Here is a 13,967-nt window from a genome sequence, read left to right as displayed (position 1 = left end):
AGGGCTGCTTGGGCCGCCATCACTCTTCGCCTTCCACCCTCATCACGCTGACCACTTCCCGAACCACGGGCAGCCCGCCGATTTTGTCCACGGTCGACCGCAGTGCCGCGTCGGTCGCGGCGTGGGTGACGATCACCAGGCTGGCGTCGTCGACCCGGCCCTCCTGCCGCACCGCCGCGATGCTCACGTCGTGTTCCGCGAACACCGCCGCGACCTGCGACAACACGCCCGCCCGGTCGGCGACGTCGAGGCTGATGTGATACCGCGTCGGGGTCTGGCCCATCGGCCGCACGGGCAGCCCCGCGTAGGCCGACTCGCGCGGGCCGCGACCGCGGTGCGTCCGGTTGCGGGCCACCGCGACGAGGTCGCCGAGCACCGCGCTGGCCGTCGGCGCGCCGCCCGCGCCCTGTCCGTAGAACATCATCTCGCCGGCCGCGTCGGCCTCCACGAACACCGCGTTGAACGCGCCGTGCACGCTCGCCAGCGGGTGGGAGGTCGGGATCATCGCCGGGTGCACGCGCACCGAGATGCCCTCGCCGTCGTCGTGCGTGACCCGCTCGCAGATGGCCAGCAGCTTCACCGTGCGGCCCAGCGCCTTGGCGGCGGCGATGTCGGCGGCGCTGACCGACGCGATGCCCTCCCGGTGCACGTCGGCGGCCGTGACCCGGCTGTGGAAGGCCAGCGACGCGAGGATCGCGGCCTTGGACGCGGCGTCGAAGCCGTCCACGTCCGCCGTCGGGTCGGCCTCGGCGTACCCGAGCCGGGTCGCCTCCTCCAGGGTCTCGGCGTAGCTCGCCCCGGTGGAGTCCATGCCGGAGAGGATGAAGTTCGTGGTGCCGTTGACGATGCCCATCACCCGGGTGATGCGGTCACCGGCCAGCGACTCGCGCAGCGGCCTCAGCAGCGGGATCGCGCCCGCCACCGCCGCCTCGAAGTACAGGTCCGCGCCGGAGGCGTCGGCGGCCTCGAACAGCTCAGCCGAGTGCTCGGCCAGCAGCGCCTTGTTCGCGGTCACCACGGACTTGCCCGCGCGCAGCGCCGCGAGCAGCAGCGTGCGGGCGGGCTCGATGCCGCCGATGACCTCGACGACCACGTCCACGTCGTCGGTCCCGACCAGGGCCTCGGCGTCGGTCGTGAGCAGCTCGGCCGGCACCTCGCGGTGCTTGTTCGGCTTGCGCACGGCGATGCCGGCCAGCTCGACCGGCGCGCCGACGCGTGCGGTCAGGTCGGCCGCCTGGTCGATGAGCAGCCGGACCACCTCGGTGCCGACGGTGCCGCAGCCCAGCAACGCGACCCGGATCGGTTTGCCCTCGTGGCTTGCCACTTCTCATACCTCCAGGCGGAACAGGTCTTCCTCGGTCTCCCGGCGCAGCAGCAACCGGGCCTGGCCGTCCACGACCGCGGCGAGCGCGGGTCGGGGCAGTCGGTTGTAGCCGCTGGCCATGGAGTAGCAGTACGCGCCGGTGGCGGCGACCGCGATCAGGTCGCCGGGCGCGAGGTCGTCGGGCAGCCAGCAGTCGCGCACGACCACGTCGCCGGACTCGCAGTGCTTGCCCACGACGCGGCACAGCACGGGCCGGGAGTCCTCGGCCGCGGCGCGCGAGACCAGCTTGCAGTCGTAGACCGCGTCGTAGAGCGCGGTGCGGATGTTGTCGCTCATGCCGCCGTCCACGCTGACGTACCGGCGGACCACGCCCGCGTCGAGCTGGACGTCCTTGATGGTGCCCACCTCGTACAGCGTCACCGTGCCGGGGCCGACGATGGCGCGGCCCGGCTCGACCGCGATCTTCGGCACGGGCAGCTCGGCGTGCTCGCACTCCTTGGCCACGATGTTGCGCAGCTGGCGGGCCAGTTCGGCGGGAGGCGGCGGGTCGTCGTCCGGGGTGTAGGCGATGCCGAGGCCGCCGCCGAGGTCCACGGTCGAGACGTGCTCGAGGATCGCGTCGCCGTGCTCGTCGCGCAGCTCGGCGAGCAGCCCGATGACCCGGCGCGCGGCGACCTCGAAGCCGCTGGCGTCGAAGATCTGGGAGCCGATGTGGCTGTGCAGGCCGATCAGCCGCAGGCCCTCGGACTTCAGCACCCGCCGCGCCGCCTCGGCCGCGTCGCCGGAGGACAGCGAGAAGCCGAACTTCTGGTCCTCGTGCGCGGTGGCGATGAACTCGTGCGTGTGCGCCTCGACGCCGACCGTGACCCGGATCATCACCGGCTGCACCCGGCCGCGCTCGCGGGCCACCTGGTCCAGGCGGGCGATCTCGTAGAACGAGTCCAGCACGACCGCGCCGACGCCGGCCTCGACCGCAGAGGTCAGCTCGGCCACGGACTTGTTGTTGCCGTGCAGCGCGATCCGCTCGGGCGGGAACTCCGCGCGCAGCGCCACGGCCAGCTCGCCGCCGCTGGCCACGTCCATGCTCAGGCCCTCCTCGGCGACCCAGCGGGCCACCGCGACGGACAGGAACGCCTTGGACGCGTAGTGCACGCGGGTCGGGTCGCCGAACGCCTCGGCGTGCTCGCGGCAGCGGGCGCGGAAGTCGGCCTCGTCCATCACGAACAGCGGGGTGCCGTGGTCCTGGGCGAGCTGCCGCACGTCCACGCCGGCGAAGCGCACCGCGCCGTCGTCGCTGCGCTCGGCGTTGCGGGGCCACACCTGCGGGTGCAGCGCGTCCAGGTCCTGCGCGGACCCGGGCCGGTTGCCCGCGGTGTTGGAGGGGACGAGGACGTCGGCGTGCCGGGGACCGGCCGGGTGCGCGCGCATCACATGCGCTCCGGCGCGGTCACGCCCAGCAGCGCGAGGCCGTTGGCGAACACCTGGCGCGTGGCCGCGCACAGGCTCAACCGGGCCCGCTGGACCTCGGTCGCCTCGTCGTCGCCGCGCGGCAGCACGCGGCACTCGGGGGTGTCGTAGAACCGGTGCAACGTGCCTGCCAACTCCTCCAGGTACCGCGCGATGCGGTGCGGTTCGCGCAGCTCACCCGCGGTGGCGACGACGCGCGGGAACTCGCCGACGGTGCGGATCAGGTCGCCCTCCCGGTCGTGCCGCAGCAGCTCGAAGGACTCGTTCCCGGTCATGCCCAGGTCGGCCGCGTTGCGCAGCACCGAGCAGATCCGCGAGTGCGCGTACTGCACGTAGAAGACCGGGTTGTCGTTGCTGCGCTTGCGCAGCAGGTCGAGGTCGATGTCGAGGGACGAGTCCACCGACGACCGGCTCATGGCGTACCGGGCGGCGTCCACGCCGACCGCGTCCACCAGGTCCTGCATGGTGATCACGGTGCCCGCGCGCTTGCTCATCCGCACCGGCTTGCCGTCGCTGACCAGGTTCACCATCTGGCCGATCAGCACCTCCACCGACGCCGGGTCGTCGCCCAGCGCCGAGGCCGCCGCCTTGAGCCTGCCGATGTAGCCGTGGTGGTCCGCGCCGAGCATGTAGATGCACAGGTCGAAGCCGCGCGACCGCTTGTCCACCAGGTACGCGATGTCACCGGCGATGTACGCCGGGTCACCGTCGCTCTTGATGACCACGCGGTCCTTGTCGTCGCCGAACTCGGTGGACCGCAGCCACCACGCGCCGTTCTCGAAGTACAGCGCGCCGGAGCCCTTGAGCTGCTCCACGGCCTTGGTGACCGCACCCGACTTGTGCAGCGAGTCCTCGTGGAAGAAGACGTCGAAGTCCGTGCCGAAGTCGTGCAGGTCCTTCTTGATCTCTTCAAACATGAGGTTCACGCCGATGCGGCGGAACACCTCGTGCGAGTCCTCGCTGGTCAGAGCACTGGGCTCCTGTCGGAGCACCTCGGCGGCGATGTCGCCGATGTACCCGCCCGCGTAGCCGTCCTCCGGCGCGGGCTCGCCCTTCGCGGCGGCGATCAGGGACCGGACGAACCGGTCGATCTGCGCGCCCGCGTCGTTGAAGTAGTACTCGCGGGTGACCTCGCCGCCGTTGGCGGTGAGGATGCGGCCCAGCGCGTCGCCGACCGCGGCCCAGCGGGTGCCGCCCAGGTGGATGGGGCCGGTCGGGTTCGCCGAGACGAACTCCAGGTTGATCCGGGTGCCGGCGAGCAGGTCGCCGCGGCCGTACGCCTCGCCCGCCTCCAGCACGTCGCGCACGATCGCGCCCTGCGCGTCCGCGGCGAGCCGCAGGTTCAGGAAGCCCGGACCCGCGACCTCGACCGACGAGATGGCGTCGGTGCCGGTCAGCGCGTCGGCCAGCCAGCCGGCCAGGTCGCGGGACGTCACGCCGACCTTCTTGGCGGTCTGGAGGGCCACGTTCGTGGCGTAGTCGCCGTGCTCGGGGTTGCGGGGGCGCTCGATAGTGACCGCTGTGGGCAGGGCGGCGGGGTCGAGGCCGCGCGCGGACAGCACGTCCACGGCCGTCGCACGGACCAGTTCAGCGAGCGCAGCGGGAGTCACCCGGCAAGTCTAGGGAAGCGTTCCCGCTGGTCTCGACCGGGATGGGCGTCCCGAGCAGTGGGAACGACCACGTCCCGTGACCACCCGCTGTGACGGGCAGTTGACGGTGATCAGACACAGTATCCCTACACTGGCCCGCGGCATGGGCGTATGACGGAACTGAGGCGGACATGACCAGCGGCAAGAAGACGAAGGCCGCGCGCTCCAGCGTTGCGGCGGCGCGCTCCTCGGTGGTGGCCAAGAAGCCGAAGCCATGGGGCACCATCCTCGCGGTGGTGGCCGTGCTGGCCCTGGCCGGCACCGTGTTCGGCTACGCGTTCTCGCAGATCTCCGAGCAGAACGCGAAGGAAGAGGCGCTCGCCCAGTGGACGCCGTCCGAGGAGAACAAGGACCCCTCGGACAAGATCACGGGCGTGGTGAAGGTCGAGTACGAGGCGAGCAAGCACGTCGACGCCACGCAGCGGGTCGCCTACGACCAGTCGCCGCCCTTCGGCGGTCCGCACGACAACGTGTGGGCCGACTGCACCGGCACCGTGTACGACAAGGCCGTCCGGAACGAGAACATGGTCCACCCGCTGGAGCACGGCGCGGTGTGGATCACGTACAACCCGGACCAGGTCAGCGGTGAGGCGCTGGACAAGCTGAAGGCCCGCGCCGACGGCCAGCCGTTCACCATGCTGTCGCCGTACCCCGGCCTGGACAAGCCGATCTCGCTGCAGTCGTGGGGCCACCAGCTCAAGCTGGACAGCGCCGACGACGAGCGCATCGACCAGTTCATCCAGTCGCTGCGGCGCAACCAGTACGCCTACCCCGAGGTGGGCGCGTCCTGCGAGTCGCCGACCTTCGACGTGGCCAACCCGCCCGCGTTCGTGGCGGAGGCGCCCGGACCCGACGCCGTCCCGATGAGCGGTGGCACCGACGCCGCCACGCAGGAGAGCGGCACGCCGTCCGCCTCCGACGCGCCGGCCGCCAGCTCCACGCCGGGCAGCTGACCGTGGCCGACGCCGAGCAGGAGGAGGTCGCCCCCACCCGCGGGGTGACCGCGACCAGGGCCGTCGTCGTGACGGTGGCCGTGCTGGCCGTCCTCCTGCTCGGCGCCGCCATCGGCCTGCTGATCAAGCTGCCGGGCGCGGACCACAGCGCCACGCCCGCGCGCGACTCCGTGGACGTCGGGTTCACGCAGGACATGTCGGCGCACCACCTCCAGGGCGTGCAGATGGCGAACATCGCCCGCGAGCGGACCGCCGACCCGGCGATCGAGCAGCTCGCGTTCGACATCTCGTCGACGCAGCTGGAGCAGGTCGGCCGGATGAAGGGCTGGCTGTTCCTCTGGGGCTACCCGGAGCAGTCGGCCGACGGCAGGCACATGTGGTGGATGACCTCGTCCACCCACGGCCACTCCGGCGCCGGGTCCGCCGACTCGGGCGCGATGCCCGGCATGGCCACCCCGCAGGAGATCGCCGAGCTGCGGACGTTGAGCGGCGTCGAGTTCGACGTGTACTTCCTCCAGCTGATGCTGCGCCACCACCAGGGCGGCGCGCCGATGGCCGAGTACGCGGCCACGCACGCCGGTCAGGGCGTGGTGCGCACGCTCGCGGACAACATGCTCAAGTCGCAGACCGGCGAGAGCACGTACATGCAGCAGCTGATCACCGAGCGCGGCGCCGCTCCCCTGCCGAGCTGACCTGGCGATCACCGCGATCGCACTGCCGAGCACCGCCCTCACCACACCCGGGTCCGGCTCCAGGCGGTCCACCGCGCGGTTTCGCGTCACCCGATTGGGGCTACCCGCCGGTAGTAACGTGAGAGACCCGCCTGCGGAGCAGCGGCAATCCGACTCGGAGGTCAGCGATGACCGCAGTGGATCCCCAGCGCCACGTCGACGAGCGCACCGCCCGCGAGGTGGCCGAACAGGCCCGCGAGACCCGGTGGCGCCACCCCAGCTTCGGCCGCGACCTCTTCCTCGGCCACTTCCGCCTCGACTTGATCCACCCGCACCCCAGCGGTTCGGCCGAGGACCGGGAGCGCGGCGAGACGTTCCTCGCCGCGCTGCGCGAGTTCTGCGAGCACACCGTGGACGGCGCGGCCATCGAGCGGGACGCCCGCATCCCCGATCACGTGCTCACCGAGCTCAAGCAGCTCGGCGCGTTCGGCATGAAGATCAAGACCGAGTACGGCGGCCTCGGGCTGTCCCAGGTGTACTACAACCGGGCGTTGATGATGGTCGGCTCGGTCAGCCCGGCGCTGGGCGCGATGCTGTCCGCGCACCAGTCGATCGGCGTGCCGCAGCCGCTGGCGCTGTTCGGCACGCCGGAGCAGCAGCGGGAGTACCTGCCCCGCTGCGCCACCGGCGCGATCAGCGCGTTCCTGCTCACCGAGCCGGACGTGGGCAGCGACCCGGCCCGCCTGGGCACCACGGCCACCCCCACCGACGACGGCTACGTGCTCGACGGCGTGAAGCTGTGGACGACGAACGGCGTGGTGGCCGACCTGCTGGTGGTGATGGCGCAGGTGCCGGGCAAGGGCATCAGCGCGTTCGTGGTCGAGGGCGACTCGCCCGGCATCACGGTGGAGAACCGCAACGAGTTCATGGGCCTGCGCGGCCTGGAGAACGGCGTCACCCGGTTCCACCAGGTCCACGTGCCGAAGGCGAACCTGATCGGCGAGGAGGGCGCGGGCCTGAAGATCGCGCTCACCACGCTCAACACCGGCCGGCTGTCGTTGCCCGCCCTGTGCGCGGGCGCGGCGAAGTGGAGCCTCAAGATCGCCCGCGAGTGGTCGGCCGAACGCGTGCAGTGGGGTCGGCCGATCGGCGAGCACGAGGCCATCGCGGGCAAGGTCGCCTACATCGCGGCCACCGCGTACGCCTTGGAGGCCGTGGTCGACCTGGCGAGCGAGCTGGCCGACGCGGGCGGCCACGACATCCGCATCGAGGCCGCGCTGGCGAAGCTGTACGGCTCGGAGATGGCCTGGCTGGTCGCGGACGAGCTGGTGCAGCTGCGCGGCGGTCGCGGCTACGAGACCGCCGCGTCCATGGCGGCCCGCGGCGAGCGCGGCGTGCCGGCCGAGCAGATGCTGCGCGACCTGCGGATCAACCGGATCTTCGAGGGCTCGACCGAGATCATGCACCTGCTGATCGCGCGCGAGGCGGTGGACGCCCACCTGGCCGTCGCCGGGGACTTCATCGACCCCGAGGCCGACGCGAAGCGCAAGGCGCAGGCGCTGGCCAGGGCGGGCGGGTTCTACGCGAAGTGGCTGCCGACGCTGGTGGTCGGCAAGGGCCAGGTGCCGCGCGCGTACGCCGAGTTCGGGCCGCTGGCCGGGCACCTGCGGTTCGTCGAGCGGGCGAGCCGCAAGCTGGCCAGGCAGACGTTCTACGCGATGTCGCGCTGGCAGGGCCGGCTGGAGCGCAAGCAGCGGTTCCTGGCGCGGATCGTGGACATCGGCGCGGAGCTGTTCGCGATCAGCGCGGCGTGCGTGAAGGCGGCGGCGGACGGCGACCGGGCGGTGGAACCGGCGGACGCGTTCGCGACGCAGGCCAGGGTGCGGGTGGACGAGCTGTTCGACCGGCTGTGGCGCAACTCGGACGACTCGGACGCGGCGCTGGCGCGGCACGTCCTGGACGGCCGGTTCACCTGGCTCGAAGAAGGGGTGGTGGACCCGTCCAGCCCGGGGCCGTGGATCGCGGACTCGACGCACCGGGCGTCCACCGCGCGGGACGTCCACCGCAAGACGCCGTGACGGGTGTTGTACACGGGGCAGGTGTTGGCGGGCGCGGCACCTGCCCCGTGGCACGGTCGAAAGGGGACCACGTCCCCCGTACTCCCCTTTCGACTCCCCTTCTAACTACGGAAGGAACAACACCCTCCAGGAGGAGGTAACGAGTGACGCTACGTCATTACCGGCCAGTTGGAACCTACGACTTTTGAGTGAATCACCCAGGTGAGGGGCACTCGACTACTCTCAGAGAGTCACTGACCCCCGACGGTCGAACACGAGCTCGCGCGCCGACCGCAACCCCATCGCGATGGCGCCGCTGAGCACCGCGCCGTCACCCAGCTCCCCCGCCACGATCCGCGGCACGAGCGGCGTCATCCGCCGCAACGCGGCCTCCATCGGCTCCTGGAGCAGGTCGGTGTTGCTACCGATGCCACCCCCGAGCACCACCAGCTCCGGGTCGATCACCGCCACCACCGACGCCACCACGAACGCCAGCCGCTCCGCCTCGTCGCGCACCGCCAGCAGCGCCCGCTCGTCACCCGCCTTCGCCGCCGCGAACACCTCCCGCGCCGACCGCGCCGACAAGCCGCGCTGCCTGGCCAGCGCCACCACGGACTCCGCCGCCGCCGCGGCCTCCACCTGGCCGCGCTGCCGCCCGTCCTCTTCGGACTGACCGGTGAACGGCAGGTAGCCGACCTCGCCCGCGGCACCGTGCGCGCCGCGGAACAACCGGCCGTCCACCACGATCCCCATGCCGATCCCGGTGCCCACGGTGACGCACACGAACACGTCCGCGCCCCGCGCCACGCCGTGCGCCTGCTCGCCGACGGCGGCCAGGTTCGCGTCGTTCTCCACCACCAGGCCCGGCCCCAGCTCCGCGTCCAGGTCGTCGAGCAGGCCGGGGCGCTCCCAGCCGGGCAGGTTCGGCGCGTGGTGCAGCGTCCGGTCGCGCGGGTCGGGCACACCGGGCGTGCCGACCACCTTCACCACCAGGTCGGCCAGCGCCAGCCCGGCGTCGGACACCGTCCGCTCGGCCAGCTCCCGCACCGTGCGGACCAGCGCCGTCGCCGAACGGCACCGGTTGCGCTCGTCCACCCGCGCGATCACCGAACCGGCCAGGTCCGCCACGGCCACCCGGATGCGCTGCCTGCCGATGTCCACGCCCAGCACGTGCCCGGCCGCCGGGTTGGGCTCGTAGACCACCGCCGAGCGGCCCGGACCCGCCGACGTGCGGCCGATGGGGCGCACCAGGCCGTGCTGCTCCAGGTCGACCAGCGCCTGGCCCACGGTCGGCTTGGACAAGCCGGTGTCCTTGGCGATCTGCGGCCTGGTCGCCGGACCGCCCGCCCGCAGCCGGTCGAGCACCGCGCGCTGGTTGAGCACGCGCATCCCCGCGGGGGTGCCCACCGGGGGCGAGTTCCGGGCCGTCACAGCGAGTGAGTGTAGATCGGGTGGAGCAGCATCCGGACAGGCTTGCGGACAAGATGGGCGACCGCACTTGACAACGATGTCACCTCGCCCTTTGCTTCGCTAAAGATCGGGTCGGTTCGGGCGAAAGGCGTGCAATGGGGCACAAACGCGGCAGAAGATCGCTGGTGGTCGTCTCGACCATCGCACTGGCGGTGGGGAGCGTGGGAGGCTGGTCCTCCGCGACCGCCGCACCGGGGGAGCCAACCGTGAGCGAGACGCTCTTCGCCACGTCGTTCGAGGACGGGCAGCCGCAGCCCACGTGGGCGAGCACCGTGGAGACGGGCCCGGACGGCACGCCGAAGACGTCGGGCGTCAACGGCTCGGACTCCACCGGCATCCCCGGCAACGTCACCGACCGCGTGGTCGACGTGGCCGCCAACTCGGAGAACTCCGGCTCGGGCGAGGTCAAGGAGAACCTGGTCGACGGCAACGTGGCGTCGAAGTGGCTCACCTTCACGCCGACCGGCTGGGCCCGGTTCACCTTCGCCGAGCCCGTCGCGGTCAAGCGCTACGCGATGTCCTCGGCCAACGACGCGCCCGAGCGCGACCCGAAGGACTGGACCCTGCGCGGCTCCAACGACGGCACCACGTGGACGCCGCTGGACACCCGCGCCGGTGAGGCGTTCACCGAGCGGTTCCAGACCAAGACCTACGACATCGCCAACACCGAGGCGTTCAAGCACTACCAGCTCGACATCTCCGCGACCGCGGGCGGCGTGAACCTCATCCAGCTCGCCGAGGTGCAGTTCTCCGACGGCTCCACCACCCCGCCGGCGAAGAACATGCGCACCACCGTGGGCAAGGGCGCCAACGGCGGGTACAACGCCAAGTCGGGCGCCGGGTTCACCGGCGTGAAGGCGTTGCGCTACCAGGGGACGCACGTCGCCGAGGGCCGCGGCTACTCGTACAACAAGGTCTTCGACGTCGACATCCCGGTGACGCCGACCACCGAGCTGTCGTACCTGATCTTCCCGTCGTTCACCACGGACGACCTGAACTACCCGGCCACCTACGTCTCGCTGGACCTCGCGTTCGCCGACGGCACCTACCTCAGCGACCTCGGCGCGCGCGACCAGCACGGGTTCGAGCTGTCGCCGCGCGGCCAGGGCGCGGCCAAGTCGCTCTACACCAACCAGTGGAACCGGGTCGCGTCCGTGGTCGGCGAGGTCGCCGCGGGCAAGACGATCAAGCGCGTCCTCGTGGCGTACGACAACCCGAAGGGCCCGGCCGGGTTCAACGGCTGGGTGGACGACGTCGCGGTGAAGTCCGCGCCGGCCGCGGTCGACCGGCCGCGCCCGTCGGACTGGGTGCTGACCACGCGCGGCACGAACTCCAGCGGCTCGTTCTCGCGGGGCAACAACTTCCCGGCCACCGCGGTGCCGCACGGCTTCAACTTCTGGTCGCCCATGACCAACGCGGGCTCGATCAGCTGGCTCTACGAGTACGCCAAGAACAACAACCGGGACAACCTGCCCACGTTGCAGGCGTTCACCGCGAGCCACGAGCCCAGCCCGTGGATGGGTGACCGGCAGACCTTCCAGGTGATGCCGTCCACCGGCACGCCGACCGCCGACCGGGCGGCGCGCGCGCTGCCGTTCAAGCACGAGAACGAGACCGCGAAGGCGCACTACTACGGCGTGCGGTTCGAGAACGGCATGCGCACCGAGATCGCGCCGACCGACCACGCCGCGGTGTTCCGCTTCACGTTCGTGGACGACACCTCGAACCTGGTGTTCGACAACGTCAACAACGGCGGCGGGCTCACGCTCGACCCGGCGACCGGTGTGGTGACGGGCTTCTCCGACGTCAAGAGCGGCCTGTCCACCGGTGCGACGCGGCTGTTCGTGTACGGCGTGGTGGACAAGCCGGTCGTCTCCAGCGGTCGGCTCACCGGCGCGGGCCGCGACGACGTGGCGGGCTTCTTCCGGTTCGACACCTCCGCCGACAAGACCGTGACGATGAGGATCGCCACGTCGCTGCTCGGCGTCGACCAGGCCAAGCGGAACCTGGAGCTGGAGGTGTCCGCTTCGGACACGTTCGAGTCGGTGCGCGACCGGGCGCAGCAGGCGTGGGACCGCGTGCTCGGCATGGTCGAGGTGGAAGGCGCGTCCGAGGACCAGCTGACCACGCTGTACTCCAACCTCTACCGGCTCTACCTGTACCCGAACTCGGGCTTCGAGAACACCGGCACCGCCGACGCGCCGAAGTACCGGTACGCCTCGCCGGTGCAGGCCGCCGGGCCGTCCACGCCCACGCAGACCGGCGCGAAGGTGCTGGACGGCAAGATCTACGTCAACAACGGGTTCTGGGACACCTACCGGACCACCTGGCCCGCCTACAGCCTGCTGACGCCCCGGCGGGCGGCCGAGCTGGCGGACGGTTTCGTGCAGCAGTACCGCGACGGCGGGTGGATCTCGCGCTGGTCGTCGCCCGGCTACGCGAACCTGATGACCGGCACCAGCTCCGACGTGGCGTTCGCGGACGCGTTCGTCAAGGGCGTGCCGCTGCCCGACGCCAAGGCGGCCTACGAGGCGGCGGTGAAGAACGCGACGGTCGCGCCGCCGAACGCGGGCGTCGGCCGCAAGGGCCTGGACACCTCGATCTTCACCGGCTACACGTCCACCGCCACCGGCGAGGGCATGTCGTGGGCGATCGAGGGCTACGTCAACGACTACGGCATCGCGAACATGGCCCGCGAGCTGTACGAGCAGACCGGTGACGCGCAGTACCAGGCGTCCGCCGAGTACTTCGCCAACCGCGCGCAGACCTACATCCACATGTTCGACCCGTCGACCGGATTCTTCCAGGGCCGCAACCCCGACGGCACGTGGCGCGTGCCCACCGACGAGTACGACCCGCGCGAGTGGGGCCACGACTACACCGAGACCGACGGCTGGAACATGGCCTTCTCGGTGCCGCACGACGGGCAGGGCCTGGCCAACCTCTACGGCGGCCGGGACGGGCTGGCGAAGAAGCTGGACGAGTTCTTCGCCACGCCGGAGACGGCGAAGTTCCCCGGCTCCTACGGCGGCGTGATCCACGAGATGACCGAGGCGCGCGACGTGCGGATGGGGCAGCTGGGGCACTCCAACCAGGTGTCGCACCACATCACCTACATGTACGACTACGCCGGTCAGCCGTGGAAGACGCAGGAGAAGGTGCGCGAGATCCTGTCCCGGCTGTACCTGGGCAGCGAGATCGGCCAGGGCTACCCCGGTGACGAGGACAACGGCGAGCAGTCGGCGTGGTGGCTGTTCAGCGCCATGGGCTTCTACCCGCTGCAGATGGGCAACGACTCGTACGCGATCGGGTCGCCGCTGTTCAAGAAGCTGACCGTGCACCTGGAGAACGGGCGCGACCTGGTGGTCAACGCGCCCGCGAACTCCGCGAAGAACATCTACGTGCAGTCGCTGAAGGTCAACGGCAAGACGTGGGACAAGGCGCACCTGCCGCACGCGGAGATCGCGAACGGCGGCGTGCTGGACTTCGAGATGGGGTCGTCGCCGTCGCGCTGGGCCACGGGTGCGGACGCCGCGCCGCCGTCGTTGACCAAGGGCTCCGCGGCGCCCGCCCCGCTGCGGGACGTGACGCTGCTCGGGACCGTGACCGGTGCTCCGGCGTCGGTGGTGGACAACACCTCGCAGACGTCCGGCGAGCTGTCGTGGATGCAGGTCGACCTGCCGTCGAAGAAGGAGAGCGCCTCGTTCTACACGGTGACGTCGGGCAAGGCGGGCGGCGACCCGTCGTCGTGGGTGCTGAAGGGCTCGTACGACGGCCGGACCTGGTCCGCGGTGGACGAGCGGTCCGGCGAGGCGTTCCCGTGGCGGCAGCAGACGCGGGCGTTCAAGATCGCCCGGCCGGGGCACTACCAGCACTACCGGCTGGAGTTCCCGGGTACCGCGACGGTCGCCGAGGTCGAGCTGCTGGCCAAGCCGTTCGCGGCGTGCACGGCCACGGTGACCGGTGAGCACGCCGGGGCGCTGCGCGTGCAGTCGGGCGTGACGTGCGTGGACGGCGGCACCGTGACCGGCCCGGTGACGGTGGCGGCGGGCGCGTCGCTGTACGTGTTCGGCGGGAAGGTCGACGGCCCGGTGAACGCGACCGGCGCGGCGGCGGTCGTGCTGGTGGAGACGACCGTGGGCGGTCCGGTGAACGTGACCGGCACGACCGGTGAGCTGTCGCTGGAACGGGTGAACGTCGGCGGGCCCGTGCGGCTGGTCGACAACAAGGGCGGCACGCTCGTCGCCGGCAACACCGTCAGCGGGCCGATGTCCTGCACGGGCAGCGACCCCGCGCCGGTGAACAGCGGGTGGGCGAACTCGGCGAACGGGCCCAAGACGGGTCAGTGCGCCGGGCTGTAGCCCGGTAGGGCTCTC

8 protein-coding genes are annotated in these 13,967 nt (G+C 71.5%); 4 read left to right on the top strand and 4 right to left on the bottom strand.

All coding sequences use genetic code 11. The features are described 5' to 3' along the window. Window positions 1–19: 19 nt before the first annotated feature. From ACIQMJ_RS13425 to argS, 3 genes are read right to left on the bottom strand one after another with little or no spacing between them, the layout of a single operon-like run. Window positions 20–1,324: a homoserine dehydrogenase gene (locus tag ACIQMJ_RS13425; RefSeq protein WP_499761252.1), complete on the bottom strand. Its 1,305-nt coding sequence runs from the start codon at window positions 1,322–1,324 to the stop codon at window positions 20–22. 3 nt (window positions 1,325–1,327) lie between these two features. Further along, window positions 1,328–2,752, bottom strand: a complete 1,425-nt coding sequence (lysA, locus tag ACIQMJ_RS13420) for a diaminopimelate decarboxylase (protein ID WP_499761251.1) — start codon at window positions 2,750–2,752, stop codon at window positions 1,328–1,330. Beyond that, window positions 2,752–4,401 carry an arginine--tRNA ligase gene (argS, locus tag ACIQMJ_RS13415; RefSeq protein ID WP_499761250.1) on the bottom strand — a complete coding sequence of 550 codons (1,650 nt, stop codon included), beginning with the start codon at window positions 4,399–4,401 and terminating at the stop codon, window positions 2,752–2,754. The genes lysA and argS overlap by 1 nt, the downstream gene beginning before the upstream one ends. Window positions 4,402–4,571: 170 nt before the next feature. Between argS and ACIQMJ_RS13410 the strand changes: the two genes are divergently transcribed. From ACIQMJ_RS13410 to ACIQMJ_RS13400, 3 genes are all read left to right on the top strand, one after another. Then, window positions 4,572–5,393 (top strand): thioredoxin-like domain-containing protein, encoded by an 822-nt coding sequence (locus ACIQMJ_RS13410; RefSeq protein WP_499761249.1) that lies wholly within the window; start codon window positions 4,572–4,574, stop codon window positions 5,391–5,393. A gap of 2 nt (window positions 5,394–5,395) precedes the next feature. Continuing rightward, on the top strand, window positions 5,396–6,085 hold the full coding sequence (locus tag ACIQMJ_RS13405) for a DUF305 domain-containing protein (protein WP_499761248.1): 690 nt from the start codon (window positions 5,396–5,398) through the stop codon (window positions 6,083–6,085). 167 nt (window positions 6,086–6,252) lie between these two features. Further along, entirely contained in the window at window positions 6,253–8,142 is a 1,890-nt protein-coding gene (locus ACIQMJ_RS13400; RefSeq protein WP_499761247.1) for an acyl-CoA dehydrogenase family protein, read from the top strand. Between the two features lie 222 nt (window positions 8,143–8,364). Here the strand turns inward: ACIQMJ_RS13400 and ACIQMJ_RS13395 are convergent, their stop codons facing one another. Further along, window positions 8,365–9,510, bottom strand: a complete 1,146-nt coding sequence (locus tag ACIQMJ_RS13395) for an ROK family transcriptional regulator (RefSeq protein WP_499761823.1) — start codon at window positions 9,508–9,510, stop codon at window positions 8,365–8,367. Between the two features lie 176 nt (window positions 9,511–9,686). On the opposite strand from ACIQMJ_RS13395, the gene ACIQMJ_RS13390 reads away from it, so the two are divergent. After that, on the top strand, window positions 9,687–13,952 hold the full coding sequence (locus tag ACIQMJ_RS13390) for a GH92 family glycosyl hydrolase (protein ID WP_499761246.1): 4,266 nt from the start codon (window positions 9,687–9,689) through the stop codon (window positions 13,950–13,952). Window positions 13,953–13,967 lie beyond the last annotated feature (15 nt).

It is taken from the genome of Actinosynnema sp. NPDC091369 (assembly GCF_044757065.1).
Classification (GTDB): Bacteria; Actinomycetota; Actinomycetes; order Mycobacteriales; family Pseudonocardiaceae; genus Actinosynnema.
Note: the sequence above shows the minus strand (reverse complement) of the source record. Positions and strands in the feature narration are given on the sequence as shown.